Below are 15262 nucleotides of genomic sequence, written 5' to 3'. Positions count from 1 at the left end.
GAGTACTTCCGGCGAAAAATGGTGTCAGATCACTAGAATAGGGGATGAATATGACCAGGTTTGGTAATTTTCAATGAACGCAGATATTTTGAGCTTTGCATACTCAATCAGAGTAATCATTAAACAACTCAAAATGAAGTTCAGAAAAACCTTAGCTGCGATGTCTCTCTTTGTTTTAGCAGCATGTATTGTAAGCTGTGATGATGATGATGATGTTCAGAACCCTTCTGTGGCAGATGTAAAACTGCAGACCAACGAGAAACTGGGAAAAATATTAACTGACAAACAGGGACGTACCCTCTACTCCTTTGCATTGGATGTGAATGGACAGGCTGCCTGCAGCGGCGACTGTATTGTGAAGTGGCCTGTATTCTACAAAGCCAACCCAAGCCTTGAAACAGGCCTTGACGCCGCAGATTTTGGTGTGATCACCCGTGCCGACGGCGCAAAACAGTCTACCTATAAAGGTTGGCCGCTGTACTATTTCCAGGGTGATGCCAAAGCCGGTGATATCAAAGGTGATAGCGTAGGCGGTACCTGGTTCACCGCAAAACCTGATTATTCTGTAGCATTAGGTAAAGCACAACTGGTTGGTAAAGATGGTGTTAAATACACCGGCAAATATGTTCCGGGAGAGGAGCTGACAGCATTTATCACGGATGATTACGGCAGAACGCTGTATCAGTTCTCAAAAGATTCGTTCAACATTAACAAATACACACTGCCTGATTTCAGTAATGATGCCGTATGGCCTGTTTACCAGGAAGCAGCAGTACAAAATATTCCCACTATCCTGAAAAAGGTTGACTTTGGAGTGATAGATGTACATGGTAAGAAACAACTTGCCTACAGAGGCTGGGCCTTGTATTACTATGGCGGAGACGAAAGTAAAAGGGGTAACACCAAAGGTGTGAGCGTTCCGACACCAGGCATCTGGCCTGTTAATAACAACGGAACGTTACCAGCGCCTGAGAAATAGTAACTGGTAACACCCCGCTGTCATGACAACTGTGACAGGAACTTATGTTACATGAACAGTGTAAACAGTTGTAGGTTTAGCAATGGCTGGAGTATTCCTACTTTAGCCTTTTTTTTATTCTTCCGGCGTCAGCCACACCAGCCTGGATTTTCTTTCCTTCGCGGTCATTTCCAGCTTGAGTGTTACATATGTATTGGTAGCGTTGTTATAATCTGAAAGATTGAATACCGCCAGTGCATGTTTTTCCTCTTTCTTCAGCGGACCAAAGAACAGGCTCCGTTCCGGCGCAGGGCTTCCTGTTACATAGGAAAATGCCTGTCCACCGGCCAGTGAACGCAATTGTACTATATTCCCGTTTTCCGGATGTGTGTTTTGTTCTGCATCATTCAGGAGAACGTATAATTTACGCTTTGTATGCAGGTAAGAAAATGAACGGTATTGATCCGCCTGGATCAGGTGCTGGGTGGAGAGTTTTCTATGTGCGATATAGAAAGAAGGGTAGGCGGTATTTTTGAGATACTGTTTTTTCGGAATGAAGCTGGCAGACAGCATTTTGCCATTCACATCAAATGAGGCAACCGCGACGTTGTCCAGCATGTAGTAAGTATAAGGCGTAGCATCCCTTGGGGTATGCGCTTCGTTGATCAGTTCTTCATAAATAACAGAAAAGCTGCCGTCATCGTTGATGACGAGGTCCTGCGGCATTCCTGTAAATGTTTCTTTTGCCCCATATAACTTCTTTTTCTGCACATCTGCTTCGGCAGGATATAGATTGATCTCCTGCTCAACTTTGGCTTTAAAAGGGTCTATAACGAGCAGGAACCCTGCATATGGCTGCGGGTTGGCGTCCTCTATATGAGCAGCGCCCAGCAGCATCAGTTTCTTTGTAACAGGATTGAACCGCACAATAGCACTATCGGCAATGCGGTTGTCAGAAAGGTCCAGTAGTTCAGACGTCATACGTCTTCCGCTTTTGGTCAGTGTCATCATCACCAGTTGCCCTTCCCGGTCATTGGAGGCGATTTCATTGTACGCAAACCCCAGGATGCATACCCTGTCATCTCCCAATACAGCCATATCCAGGTAGTTCAGGGAGGCATATTTAAAAGCCGGCTGGTAAAAGGCCCGGCTGATCTCCTGGTGGTCCCCGTTATAAACGGCTACCTCCATCTGGTTTTTATCTGCCCGGTCGCTTTTATCGCGACGGATGAATATTGCGTAATTATCGCTGGCAGGATCTTTACTGACAGAGAAAGAGTTCACAGGGTCAAATTCGGGTATCCAGCGTACGTCCTTGAACAGGTATTTTTCCGCTTCCGCGATCTTTTCTTCCCTTTCCAGGTTGCCGGTAGCACCGTCAAACAGTAATCTGTAGAGGACAGGCATTCTTTCCTGGACTTCGCTGATCAGGACTGCGATAGTACTATTGGTTTCGAAAATGGCATTGACACGGGCTCCTTTCAGTTTTCCAAAAGAGGGATCATGATGTTTATGACCCGCCAGCTTATGTTCGGGATTGTAAATGGTAATATCTATTCCGTTTCTGGCGCTCAGATGTACGACGACGGTATTGCCATTTTTAAGCTGGAGCAGTTTCGCATGACCGGTTTCAGGTTCCTCAAATAAGGGAGATTCAGCTACAGTTTTGAATTGCCCATAGGCAAATGCCTGCAATAGTGTCACCAGGCACATCAGGGTGATTCTTTTCATAGGTTCAGGTTGTTAGGATGGATATAATGACAATTGGCAATAAAGGTATCAAAATTTCCGGCCTAGTTATCCATAAATTCCCAGGCGCTCTGGTAGGCGTTTTGCTGTTCTGCATAGGAGATAAACCCGGCATAGAAGGGCAGTTGGGACAATGTGGCGCTGTCGCCGATGATTACCAGCTTCTTTCGGGCCCTTGTCATGGCCACATTCATACGGCGAATGTCGGAAAGGAACCCGATCTTATTATCGTTGTTACTCCTGGTCATGCTGATATATACAATATCCCTTTCCTGGCCCTGGAAACTATCGATCGTATTCACGGAGATCTTGTCCCCATAGGATTGCAGTTCCGGAGAATCCTGCAGCTGTTCCTTCAGGAGATGGATCTGTTGTTTATAGGGGGAAATGATAGCGATGGAAGGGAAATCTTCCTGTTGATAATGCGTGTTAAGCCCTGTTACAAACTGCGTAAGATGTTTGAACAGGAAGGCAGCTTCCTCCGGATTGGTGGTGCTGGTGCCTTCAGATTTTTCGTCAAATCCACAGCCAGCGGTATCCACGAAGGAGAGGGGCATATCCTGGGGGAAGAGGGTATGTCCGGCCACAGAGGCGTGGGCCTTCAGTTTATCTTTATAGAAGATGGCTGAGGAGTAGCCCATGATCAGCTGGTGCATGCGGTATTGCTCTTCCAGCAACACAACAGATTCCGGATGCCTGGCAATGCATTTTTCCAGCAGGGTGGTGCTCAACCCGTTCCTGGCGGCTTCGTCCGACTTAACAGTAGGAGACAGCTGGCAATGGTCGCCGGCCAGCACTACCTTCTGTGCCTTCAGTATGGGGATCCAGCAGGCGGGTTCCAAAGCCTGTCCGGCTTCGTCAATGACGATGGTATGGTATTTCAGCTGGCGTACGGTGTAGTGATTGGCGCCTACCAGGGTAGCCGTTATCACCTGGGCCTTTGCCAGCAGGTCGTCCATGATATATTGTTCGGTATTTTCGATGGATTTCATGATACTGCGGGCCTCGTCAAACAGCGCCTTGCGTTGTTCCCGTTCTGCCTTTCCGAAGTTCCGCTTGTATTTGTGGGCCATGTCCCTGAATTCATTGGCCTGTTTTTTCAGGCGTTTGATCTCCTTCATGCTGTTATGTTCCGCCATCCGGCTGTCCAGCGTCAGGGCTGAAAGCCTGTCGGAAACACGGGCAGGATTACCTACGCGTAGCACGTTGAGGCCTTCGTCAGACAGTTTTTCACTCAGCAGGTCCACGGCGGTATTGCTGGGTGCAACCACCAATACCTGTTTGTTATCCTGTTTGATCAGTGCCTTGATGGCCTGCACCAGGGTAGTGGTCTTTCCGGTGCCGGGAGGGCCATGTACGATAGCCAGGTCATTTGCAGCGAGTATCCGGTTCACAGCTGCCTGCTGGGACTCATTCAGGCGGGAGGTGGGTACAGGGGCAAGATCATCCCGGAAGGTAGGCGATTTCTCACCGGTCAGTATCCTGATGAGGTGATCATTCTCTTCCTTGCTGATACGTGTATCGGCCTGTTTTAGGGCATTCTGCATCTCATCGTAGCTGTTGTCGTCAAACAGCAGGTCGATGCCCAGTTTGCCATTATTGGCCCATTCGGGCAGCTCATCCGTGCGGAGGGTGATTTTCAGGCGGTTTCCGCCCTGGTAGGAGATAGTACCTTCTACCCGGTCGGTTTTAGGATCATGATTCGAAAAAAGGACTGCTGATACGCCAAAACGGAGCTGGTGACCGATATCCTGGTGGGTGGTACGTTCTACTTCCACGGTGAGATAGTCTCCGCGGCTCATTTCCGAACCTCTGATGGCGATAGGGTACCAGGTAAGTCCATTAGCCCTGCGTTCGGCTACGGATGTTGATGCTGTCATTTCCAGATATGCTTTCCTGTCTACTTCCCGCTCTGTTTTCAGTAATTCAAGCAGCTTTTTGAAATAATCCATCCTGCAAAGGTAAGACGAATAGAAGATATTAGGGGAACAGCCGGGTTATGTTACTTACCCGGCTGTTCCGGCGGCTTATTTCTTCAGCCGCTGAATGATATTTGTTGTGTAGCTCACGTCCTTCATGATATTCCCGCTCTGATCCTTGTTATGATAGCTGCATCCGAAGATGAATTCCATCATACCGCTGCCGGGAGCGGAAATTTTCAGTGTATCTGCTATTTTCAGTTCCTCGCCCGGTAAAGTAGCCTGACCGGCATTGATAGCGCAGCCAGCGCCTACACCGATCAGTACGTTCTGACGGTTGCCAATGCCATCTCCATATGATTTTACCCACTTCATTACATCAGTGGCCTTGTTCCAATAGGACATGGTCATCACGTAATCAATGTATTGTTTTGACCTTTTGATCTGCTCCAGGTTGTAGTTGTTATAGTCCACTACAGACAATATCCTGCCCGTCTTTGATACCGGGCCAACATATTTGCTGAGGGCTATAATACTGCTGTCGATATTCGCCGTTCTGACATTACCATATTCGAGGTCAAGGTCTATACCGTCAAATTTCCATTTGTCCAGGGAATCTTTTACGACTTTCGCCATAGAGTCAGCCGCCGCAGAGGATAGTTTTACCAGTCCGCCGGCAAAGGAAGTAGCCACTATCCTGATACCTCTTTGCTGCAGGACATGTGCCTTGGTTAGCACATCGCTCCATTCGTTCTGACCAGATACACCCCTGTGTTCAAATTCCCAGCCTCCTGCGGCTGTTCTGCCTATACCGAGGGTGAAGATATTAACAACGTCCACGCCGTCAGGCATCGCATCCAAAGGTCCTACCGTTGACCTGTCGTAGCAACAGCCTCCCCAGTAGTCGACCATAATGGGTCTTTTTGTGAGCGGTTTGCCATAAAAGGGAGAAGTGTCTTCATGATGGGTAGTATCAGGGCCTGGTCCCGGTGGGTTGTTACCATTGTCTTTTTTACAGGAATGAGATAGGGTCAGCATTGTACTCAAACATAACAGCAGAGCGGAAGTTTTTACGATAAAGTAGAATTTGGGTCTCATGTGTAACCGGATAAATTTTTAGCGTTAAATAAATCTTTAAAATAGGTATCAGCAATGCCGGCATGGGTAATCATCACGCGGTTAGCAGGTGTATAATTTTAAGGTAATAAAACGGGTGATTTTAATGTTATGAAGGCTTCGCTGATAGCAATAATAAACGCATGAAATGAGATATTCGTATAATCTGAAGAGTTCCCCCCGGTCTGTCGTTAGAAGTAATTAGCAGACAGTCCATGCTATAACAACATTATGGGGATAGATTCCCCTATGCCAGTGCGGAAAATTAGATACCTGATCCGGAGCAGGGAGTAATGACATTGTTGGTAAAACCACAGGGAAACAACAGAATTTTCACAGAATTGTCTCCGATATTTGAAAGACTACATTCCGGTAATCAGATTATTGATAAACTATGGAACTAACAAACACGGAGTATCTCGCTGAAAAATATGTTGTTGATCTGTTTACCCGGCTGGCTTCCACTTCTCTGGTATATCACAACCTTTCCCATACTGAACGCGTTGTAGCCCGTTCCATGGAAATTGCAGATCATTACGGGCTGAACGGAAAAGACAGGTTTATTTTGAGTATAGCAGCCTGGTTTCATGATACAGGTCATCTTGTTGCCGATATAGAATTACATGAACAGGCCGGCGTCCGGCTAATGAAATCCTTTTTTATTGATAAGGAGATCGATGAAGCACTGATTGATACGATTTCGGAATGTATAATGGCTACTAAATGGCCTCCGGCTCCCAAAACATTGCTGGAGGAAATTATCTGTGATGCAGACACTTATCACTTCGGAACGAAAGAGTTTGAAATAACCGATGAGCTGGTAAAGAAAGAATTCCAGCTGCGGACGAAGAAGAACTACGCCAACTGGTGTAATGATACTTTGAGACTATTGAAAGCCCATCGTTTCTTTACTTCCTATTGCCGCGATAAACTGGTTGATGGGAAGGAGGCTAATATTGCATACCTGGAAGCCAAAATAAGATCCAATTAAATATACGTTCGTCAGTTTCTCTACAGATTTAACATTTAAGTTTGTTTTGTTAAACAGAAAATATATGGTAATAATTTAAAATATTATCCTATTTTTAATAGCAGCCAGGTGTTTCCACCGGCAGATAAAAACGGGAAAGATTACACTGCAATTATCTGAATAATCTACCTGATATCTAAATCGACATTTTACTTATTCCTACAACTGTTATACATCATGTGTAAAAAGTTCTTATGCCTTTTTTTGCTCATAGTAGTGCTGCTTCCTCATTTATCATTAGCACAGCAGCAGGATTCTATTATGGCAGGGCCGGAGTTTCAACCGGATTCGCTTTATCAGCATCAGCCGGAGAATATTAAAAGACATTACAAGGGCCTACTATTAGTGCCTGCCACGTTTATTGTTTATGGAGTAGCTTCTCTTGGCGTAAATGGCTTAAAAGGCGTAAATAATCACGTTAAAGAGGAAATATACCTGGAGGGAAGCCGCAAGGTCCATCACATAGATAATTACCTGCAATATGCTCCAGGCTTAGTGGTATATGGACTGAACATTGCCGGCATCAAAGGAAAAAATAATTTCGGGGACCGTACTGCTATTTATGCCATGGCTAACATCATCATGGGAAGCACGGTCACGGTCACTAAACATCTTACGCATGAGAAGAGACCGGATGGTTCTAACTATTTATCATTTCCTTCAGGTCATACTGCTACAGCATTTGCTGCTGCTGAATTTATGATGAGGGAATACCAGGATGTATCGATATGGTATGGAGTAGCGGGTTATGCAATGGCCGCCACAACAGGATATCTTCGTATGTCGAATAACAGGCACTGGTTTGGAGATATAGTAGCAGGAGCGGGTGTGGGTATACTATCGACGGAGCTGGCTTATTATTTATATCCGTCAGTGAAAAGAATATTCCAGCCTAAGAAAACAGATTTGGCAAATGTAATACTACCAACCTATCAGCAGGGAGCTTTTGGTTTAAGTATGGTACATACTTTCAGATAGATATTCTTCATTGATAAGAGAGCACATACATATCCCCATAAAAGGGGATGCCATATCCCCGGATTTGGGGATATGGCTTTCACCTGTTATTTATTCACGACTGGCATTAATCCGTTGAATGCTCCGGACACTTTGGCATCGCCATAATCCAGGATGTATGATATGCGGTAACTTTCACTTGGCGGATCTTTCTGAATGGTGATGGTGCCGTCCTGCAGGTCTGTTAGCTGTTTGCCGGTACCGGGTGTAATGGCATTGTTGGCAAAGCTGGCGCCCAGTACCACATCAGCAGCGCTGAAATTCACACGTTTGTCGAATCCGGCGGCACCTGCTTCCTTGAACGTATACGTTTGTCCGTTCACGAATGTATCCACCTGAAACGAAACACCATCGATCTTGCCACTAAAGGCGGATGCATTGATGTTCACGTTGGACATCAGCATTCTTCCACCTTCTTCCACACTCCATTGTACACGGAAACCGAAAGGCGTTGCAGTAGTTTGTTTGTCTTGTCCTTCAATGGTAAAAGCGCTTGAAGGAGCCTGGTTTTTGTTATCGTCATCTTTGTTACAGGCAGTAAGCAATGCTACAGCGGCAGCGACGCTGAAAAGTAGTCTTCTCATGGTTTTGTAATGGTTTTGTAGTTGTTTTAATTGAAATTCAGGTTTCTAATAAATGGTTGCATGTTTCATCGGAGAGGAAATGTTGTGTCTTAATATTGTCCCACTAGTGAAAATATATTTTTGCGCATGATTGCCAGACAAGAATAATGCCAGATCATTTTGAGGGCATGGGAGGATTGGAATCGTTTATACCTGGTAAGATGAATCAGAATGGAGAGGTCTGATAGCAGCATTTTGAATATTACACAGGATAAATGTGCTTTATGCCATCGTCTCCTGATATAACCGCCTGATGTGCCATCCTGTAGAACAATGAATGTCCGACAACCCCGGGGATCATTTTTACCTGGATATCCAGTTGCTCCAGATCGGGAAATACGTCGAAATATACGTCAGCCAGCATATTACCATTGTCAGATATCAGTGCTCCGTTCTTTTCAGTACTCATACGTTGGATGAATCTCGTCCCGGGAAACAACAATGATATCCTGCGGCTCACTATTCCCAGCGCCTGTGGTAAAAATTCTATTGCCAAAGGATATTTTGGGTTCAATGTCGCCTCAAATTTACCGGCATCTCCCAGCAAAATAAACTTATCCGCCGCTGCCGCCAGCAGCTTCTCCATGACATGAATGCCACCGCCACTCTTCAATGCATTCAGTTGTCTGTCAAACACATCACAACCATCGAAGTAAATATCCAGCCTGCTGATAAGTGAAGGTGCTACCAGTTTGAATCCTTTGGCGTGTAATAGAACGGTGGTGTCGAATGATGAAGAGGTAATAGTGAGCGATTGCATCAGCTGAGGAGCACCGGAAAGGTATTCCGCGAGCCAGGCAATTGTTTTGCCGGCTCCTAATCCAATTGTTTGTCCGGCGCTGATCATCGCTGCCGCAGCTTTTGCCGCCTCCTGTTTATGGTCTGTCATCTGTCTTTGTTAAAGCATTATTATTTTATCTGTTGCACCCAGTCTCTCATCACTTGTAAGATAGTTAATAGCTCTTTCTCACTGATAATATATGGAGGCATCAGGTATAACACATTGCCGATAGGACGTAGCCATACGCCATGTTGCTGGGAGAATTCCCTGAAGCCAGACAGACAGGCTACGTCTTTCATTTCAAGGGCGCCTATCGCGCCTATTGATCTTTTTGCAACAATAGCAGGAGACGTGAAAGTATCGAACTGTTCGCGGATGATTGATTGGATTTTTTCTATTTTCCGGAGATAACGCTCCTCCTCAATAATGGATATGCTTTGCAGTGCCACGGCACAGGCAAGTGGATTGGCCATAAAGGTAGGACCATGCATCAGCGCCTTTTCATAATTGTCTCCGAGGAAGCTGTCGAATACTGCTGATGTGGCAAGTGTGGCCGCATGTCCCATATAACCTGCCGTCAGCGCTTTGCCGAGTATCATGATATCTGGCGTAACGTCAGCATGTTCCGCAGCAAACAATTTACCTGTGCGGCCAAAGCCGGTGGCTACTTCATCAAAAACGAACAGTACATTATATTTTGTACAGAGCTCACGGGCCATTTTCAGGTAAAGGGGAGAATAGATATTAAATCCGCCTGCACATTGTACGATAGGCTCGACAATAAAAGCGGCAATGTTCTGATGCTCCCGTTGGAGCAGCGCCTCCAGTTTGTCTGTAGCCACTTTTACAACCGCTGCATCGGCGTCAAATCCTCCCTCAGGAATATCGAGTATAAATCCTCTTCTCAGCACATCTGAAAAAGCGCGTGTGAAGTCAGAATCATCGCTGACTTCCATCGCTTTGAAAGTATCGCCATGATAACCGTTCCTGAGTGATATAATCTTGCTTTTACCATGATAGCCGATGTTTTTCCAGTACTGAATGCTCATTTTCAGGGCTACTTCCACACCAATAGAACCACTGTCAGAGAAGAAGACATGGTTGAGGCCTTCGGGTGTAATGCTGACAAGTTTGGCTGCCAGGTCAATGGCAGGGTTATGTGTCATGCCGCCCAACATCACATGGGCAAATTTGTTTGCCTGCGTAAGTAAGGCTGCATTGAGCGCCGGATGATTATATCCATGTATGACTGCCCACCAGGAAGAAATCCCGTCAATCAAAGAGCGGCCATCTTCCAGATGCATGATCACACCCTCTCCTGATACCATCTTTGGCAGCTCACTTATCTGTCTCATTTGTGTATACGGATACCACAGCATAGTCTTAAAAAATTCCCCGCAAAGATATATCTTAATGTTCTTCTCTTTGTAATACGGAGAGAATATTGCCGGCGGGATCTTCAAACCAGGCTATCAATGGTCCGCCACTTCGCCTGCAGATGCCTTTCTCATCTGTTTTGATCGGCTCATTATATTGCAGAAAACGGATACCTCTTGCAGTGAGTCCGTCTACAGCCTCTTCTATATTCTCTACCGGGAAATTAAGTATCGTAAAAGTGGCGGGCGTGTGATTGTCTTTTTGATAAATCATGATGTTTCCGCCCCCATGGATGTTCAGCTGTAACACGCTACCACCCATTATTTCTTCTATATCAAGCCCAAGTGTTTTACTATAAAATTCTTTCGCCTTATTGATATCATTTACCGAAAATCCGCTGAATGCTTTGGTGTTTGTAAACATAGTGGTGAAGTTTGGTGATTGATGCTAAGTTAGCATCAATAAATGGACCGGACAGGGGCAAACGCGACATATAAGAGGGTAGATTAACCAATTATTTGATAGATGAAATAAAATGCATATATTTGCGCCCCTTTATCTATATACCTGGCCTCTATAGATGAAATAAACAACATTTGTAACCCAACAAAAACTTCACATTCGAAAGTTCAACAATGGAAAGGAAATTGGTATCCCCGGTTGTCATAGACGACATACAACCTATTGACGGGGCTGACCTGATAGAAGTAGCCACCGTTAAGGGGTGGAAATTAGTGGTCAAGAAAAATGAGTTCAACATCGGCGATCATGCCGTGTATTGTGAAATAGATTCATTCCTGCCTGTCAGGGAAGAATTCGAATTCCTGAGAAAAAGCTCTTACCGGAAAATGGGAGAGCAGGAAGGTTTCAGGTTGAAAACAATGAGGATGAGGGGACAGATCTCCCAGGGTTTATTGCTGCCTGTCAGCCTGCTGGAAGGATACACTTACCAGATCGGGGAAGACGTATCTGCGCGTTTAGGTATCATCAAATATGAACCTCCTGTACCAGCTGCACTAGGTGGCATTGCAAAAGGTTTATTCCCTTCTTTCATGCCTAAAACAGACGAAGAAAGGATACAGAACCTGAGTGGTCAGTACGAAGCGTTCAGGCAACATACTTTTTACGTAACCGAAAAGCTGGATGGTTCTTCTGTTACCTTTTACCTGAATGAAGGTGTGTTTGGCGTATGCTCGCGTAATCTTGACCTGGAAGAAACTGCAGATAATACCTTCTGGAAAATAGCAAGAGCTGAAAACATTGAAGAGAAGCTGTCTGCTATGGGAAAGAATATTGCTATTCAGGGAGAGCTGATCGGAGAAGGAGTTCAGGGCAACGCTTATGGCCTGAGAGGACAGGCTGTACGATTCTTTAATGCCTTTGATATAGATCGCTATGAATACCTGGCATTGGATGAGTTTAAAGCTTTAATTGCATCGCTTGCATTACAGACGGTGCCTATCCTGGATCTGCAGTACACCTTGCCTGCATCATTGGAGGAATTGCTGACCATCGCTGACGGTGTGTCGGTGTTAAGTCCGCAGGGTAAAGCAGTGGAAAGGGAGGGATTGGTGATCCGCTCAACGGATAGAAAGATATCATTTAAAGTGATTTCGAATAAGTTCCTGCTGAACGAGAGATAAAAAAGGTGCTCTGCCTATAGGCGAGCACCTTTTTTCATTAACTGAATTTTTTGAGGAAGTAGCCTACTGTTATGCCTAAATAGCCGTTATAACTTTTGATTGCATAATAACTCGTATTATTAAATCCCAGGCTATAAATAGCATTAAAGAACAGACCATTCTTTAGCTCATAACCTGCGAGCAGGTTGAGTCCCACATCGTAAGGCTTCATATGAGTTGCATCAAACTCACTGTAATAAGGATTGAATGGTGAAGGCTTTTTGTATTTTATGACGTTATATTCAACAAATTTATACTGTTGTCCATCCTGATCAAGCTGATAACCTTCTATTCTTTCTCTGCCACTTATACCACGGCCGATATAGGGACCTGCTCCCAGTAATAACTTGCCATTGCCGATCTGTGGTTTGTACAGCAGGTGGGCTTGTAATTCAAGATAGAGAAGGTGTCTTTTGTATTTGTAATGAGTGTCAGCAGATGTGTCGACGCGGGAATAATTATAGCCCTTCTGGTTCAGTATCAATTGTGGCTGCAGATAGAAATTCTTCGATAACCGCTGATCTGCTATCAACCCGGCGCGCCATCCGGCTCTGTAGGATACTTTATAGTTCCAGGTTTCCCAATTGGTTTCAGGATAAACAAAGGATAAGTTATTTCCTCCGACAATACCCACGGATGTCTGGGCGTAAGCGGGTGCCAGGCCAATGGTCAGTAAGATAAATAGTATGATCTTTTTCATGAATCTGGATTATTCTGAACAGTGAATGAATGACATTTAAGCGTTAGATGTTGCGTTCCAAAATATGCTGTAATAATATATTCCCCGGTTAACTGAATTTTTTCAGGAAGTAACCTGCTGTCAGACCGAAATAAGTGTTTTTATTTTTGTAGTTGTTATCATACCCCCGGTTATTCAATTCCAGGCTATACACAACGTTAAAAAAGAGACCGTTTTTCAGTTCATATCCTGCAAGGAAGTTTAATCCCTTATCATAAGGCTTTATATGTGTTATATTACCATAGGCATAATCAGGTGCTTTGCTCCTGTAGTTTACGACAGAATATTTTGTGAATCGCACTACACTACCCATATTGGAATTGTAAGATTGACCGTCCCATCTTTCTAAACCACTAATGCCCCGGGCAATATAAGGACCTGCGCCAACAAATAATTTACCATTACCGGTCTGTTGTTTAAACAGGAGGTTGGCCTGTAGTTCGAGATAGAGAAGCCGTGTTTTGAATTTGTTAAATGAATAAGTGGGTGCTTCATTCATACCGTAAGTATAATTGTAGCCTTTCTCGTTCAATAATAGTTGTGGCTGAAGGTAGTATTTCTTCCATAAACGTTTATCTGCTACCAGTCCTGCATGCCATCCTGATCTGGAAGATACATTGTATCCCATCGCTTCTATTGAGGAATTAGGACGAATTGAGTTTAAATTATACCCTCCAGTAATACCCACGGATGTCTGGGCATGAACTGGCGCAATGCCAACGGCCAGTAAGGCCAACAGGATGATTTTTTTCATGATCTTTATATTAAGGTTAGTTATACCGGAATTTAAATGCCGTTGCTGTTATACCTTTTGGCTAAGCTTGGGCAGACTATATTTATTTAACTGAATTTCTTAAGGAAATAGCCCATACTTACACCCCAATAGGCATTTTTAGGCTTGTCCCCAGTTGGGTTATAACCCTGATAGGTTAATCCGCGGCTATAAACGGCATTAAAGAATAGACCATTCTTGAATTCATAACCAACCTGAAAACTAACGCCCGCATCATAAGGCTTTTGATAATAAACAATAGGATTATTTGCGTCTGCTTTCCTCCTGTATCTCACCGGACTAGTGCTCCAGGAAGCATATGTCTCTGGGGTGGAGAATCTATAGAATTCATATTTGTGCTTGCCATTTATACCGCGACCCAGGTATGGTCCGGCTCCGGCAAAAAAGTTTCCATTACCCCATTGTTGCTTGAAGATAAAATTGGCTTGTAATTCAAGAAACATTAATCTTGTATTACCTCGAGTTGCATAAGTAATACCTGATATCTCTCCATTATATTTATATTTCTCTCCTTTGTTATTTAACAGTAACTGCGGCTGCAGATAAAATTTCCTCCATAAATGATGATCTGCTATCAGACCGGCGCGCCATGCCGATTTGATAGAATAGTCCGTAGTGCCAGGCGATGAATTGGGTCGTGGATACCGGGTTGCTGCATTATATCCTGCAATAACGCCAACGTATGTCTGAGAATAAACGGGTAATATGCTGATGACCAGCAAGGCTAACAGTACGAATTTTTTCATGAACGTTTGGGTTTGTTGAATCGAAAATAAATCAATCGCTCTAAAAGAAAAGTTAAACTGAACAGTTTGTATGACCGCTTATGCCATTTTAACTTTTTATTTTCGTTTAATCAATAGGTAAAACATTTACTACAACTATAGCCACTATTTGTAGTATTTGTTACTACATATTTCAGCAGGTCATTTTCGATATCAAATACAATATCCGGAATTCTCTTAACAGTATAAAAACAATCAGGAGAAGGATATACTCCTCCTCCTCCTGATATGCAGCAATACAGAACAAGATTACAAAGTAATCGTGATTGGTTTCACGATCACAAACGTTTCACCTGTTACATAATGGAATGTCATCGTTACATCGAAGGTGCCTGCCTGGTAGTAAGCGTGATTGACAATACCAATGGTGTTTAATGCAGGAGAGGTTCCATCGCCGAAGTCCCAGTCAACAGAGCCGATAAGATCGTGCTCACCAGGGCCGGGTACAGATACAATGAATGAAACAAGTCTTGCGCCAGGATAGGGACTGCCTACAGGACGGATGTAATAAATGAAATCAGGAGTGGGCAGCGTGTCAGCAGTGGAGGTAGTCACTTTTGTCACAACATTACCGGAGGCAGATTGAATGGTAGTATTTGCGTACGTGCCAATGCTTGCAAATAAGAGGAGAACGGCTAACAATGATCTTTTCATGGTAGAAGGGATTTTTGGGTAAACAAGAAATAAATATTA

Annotated in this window: 15 protein-coding genes; 4 read left to right on the top strand and 11 right to left on the bottom strand. The window is 44.3% G+C overall.

The annotated features are described in order from the left end of the window. Nucleotides 1-133 precede the first annotated feature (133 nt). The gene (locus F3I09_RS08725) at nt 134-979 is read left to right on the top strand and encodes a hypothetical protein (RefSeq protein WP_149694652.1); all 846 of its coding nucleotides are present in this window, start codon (nt 134-136) and stop codon (nt 977-979) included. Between the two features lie 114 nt (nt 980-1093). Here F3I09_RS08725 and F3I09_RS08720 read toward each other — a convergent pair whose 3' ends face one another. From F3I09_RS08720 to F3I09_RS08710, 3 genes are all read right to left on the bottom strand, one after another. Further along, a complete protein-coding gene (locus F3I09_RS08720) occupies nt 1094-2689 on the bottom strand; it encodes a hypothetical protein (RefSeq protein ID WP_149694651.1) in 1596 nt (531 codons plus the stop codon). A gap of 62 nt (nt 2690-2751) precedes the next feature. Next, nucleotides 2752-4659 carry an AAA domain-containing protein gene (locus tag F3I09_RS08715; RefSeq protein ID WP_149694650.1) on the bottom strand — a complete coding sequence of 636 codons (1908 nt, stop codon included), beginning with the start codon at nt 4657-4659 and terminating at the stop codon, nt 2752-2754. A 75-nt stretch (nt 4660-4734) separates the two neighbouring features. Beyond that, nucleotides 4735-5724 (bottom strand): glycosyl hydrolase family 18 protein, encoded by a 990-nt coding sequence (locus F3I09_RS08710; RefSeq protein WP_149694649.1) that lies wholly within the window; start codon nt 5722-5724, stop codon nt 4735-4737. Nucleotides 5725-6136: 412 nt separating this feature from the next. Here F3I09_RS08710 and F3I09_RS08705 point away from each other — a divergent pair, with 412 nt between their 5' ends. Next, the gene (locus tag F3I09_RS08705; RefSeq protein WP_149694648.1) at nt 6137-6733 is read left to right on the top strand and encodes an HD domain-containing protein; all 597 of its coding nucleotides are present in this window, start codon (nt 6137-6139) and stop codon (nt 6731-6733) included. 216 nt (nt 6734-6949) lie between these two features. Next, nucleotides 6950-7750 carry a phosphatase PAP2 family protein gene (locus F3I09_RS08700; RefSeq protein ID WP_149694647.1) on the top strand — a complete coding sequence of 267 codons (801 nt, stop codon included), beginning with the start codon at nt 6950-6952 and terminating at the stop codon, nt 7748-7750. A gap of 86 nt (nt 7751-7836) precedes the next feature. Here the strand turns inward: F3I09_RS08700 and F3I09_RS08695 are convergent, their stop codons facing one another. The 4 genes from F3I09_RS08695 to F3I09_RS08680 form a co-directional block, all read right to left on the bottom strand. Beyond that, on the bottom strand, nt 7837-8373 hold the full coding sequence (locus F3I09_RS08695; RefSeq protein WP_149694646.1) for a hypothetical protein: 537 nt from the start codon (nt 8371-8373) through the stop codon (nt 7837-7839). 241 nt (nt 8374-8614) lie between these two features. Beyond that, nucleotides 8615-9301: a ribose 5-phosphate isomerase A gene (rpiA, locus tag F3I09_RS08690; protein ID WP_149694645.1), complete on the bottom strand. Its 687-nt coding sequence runs from the start codon at nt 9299-9301 to the stop codon at nt 8615-8617. Nucleotides 9302-9321: 20 nt separating this feature from the next. Further along, on the bottom strand, nt 9322-10572 hold the full coding sequence (gene bioA, locus F3I09_RS08685; protein ID WP_149694644.1) for an adenosylmethionine--8-amino-7-oxononanoate transaminase: 1251 nt from the start codon (nt 10570-10572) through the stop codon (nt 9322-9324). 31 nt (nt 10573-10603) lie between these two features. Then, nucleotides 10604-10993 (bottom strand): VOC family protein, encoded by a 390-nt coding sequence (locus F3I09_RS08680; protein WP_149694643.1) that lies wholly within the window; start codon nt 10991-10993, stop codon nt 10604-10606. A gap of 212 nt (nt 10994-11205) precedes the next feature. Between F3I09_RS08680 and F3I09_RS08675 the strand changes: the two genes are divergently transcribed. Next, nucleotides 11206-12213: an RNA ligase (ATP) gene (locus F3I09_RS08675; protein ID WP_149694642.1), complete on the top strand. Its 1008-nt coding sequence runs from the start codon at nt 11206-11208 to the stop codon at nt 12211-12213. A 37-nt stretch (nt 12214-12250) separates the two neighbouring features. Here the strand turns inward: F3I09_RS08675 and F3I09_RS08670 are convergent, their stop codons facing one another. From F3I09_RS08670 to F3I09_RS08655, 4 genes are all read right to left on the bottom strand, one after another. Then, nucleotides 12251-12952: a porin family protein gene (locus tag F3I09_RS08670; protein ID WP_149694641.1), complete on the bottom strand. Its 702-nt coding sequence runs from the start codon at nt 12950-12952 to the stop codon at nt 12251-12253. A gap of 88 nt (nt 12953-13040) precedes the next feature. After that, nucleotides 13041-13745: an outer membrane beta-barrel protein gene (locus tag F3I09_RS08665; protein WP_149694640.1), complete on the bottom strand. Its 705-nt coding sequence runs from the start codon at nt 13743-13745 to the stop codon at nt 13041-13043. A gap of 86 nt (nt 13746-13831) precedes the next feature. Further along, a complete protein-coding gene (locus F3I09_RS08660; RefSeq protein ID WP_149694639.1) occupies nt 13832-14530 on the bottom strand; it encodes an outer membrane beta-barrel protein in 699 nt (232 codons plus the stop codon). Nucleotides 14531-14818: 288 nt separating this feature from the next. Then, nucleotides 14819-15223, bottom strand: coding sequence for a PKD domain-containing protein (locus F3I09_RS08655; RefSeq protein ID WP_149694638.1), 405 nt, complete (start codon nt 15221-15223; stop codon nt 14819-14821). Nucleotides 15224-15262 lie beyond the last annotated feature (39 nt).

The organism is Chitinophaga sp. CF418 (assembly GCF_900142925.1).
In the GTDB taxonomy this organism is placed as follows: Bacteria; Bacteroidota; Bacteroidia; order Chitinophagales; family Chitinophagaceae; genus Chitinophaga.
This window is presented reverse-complemented; position numbering and strand designations above follow the sequence as displayed.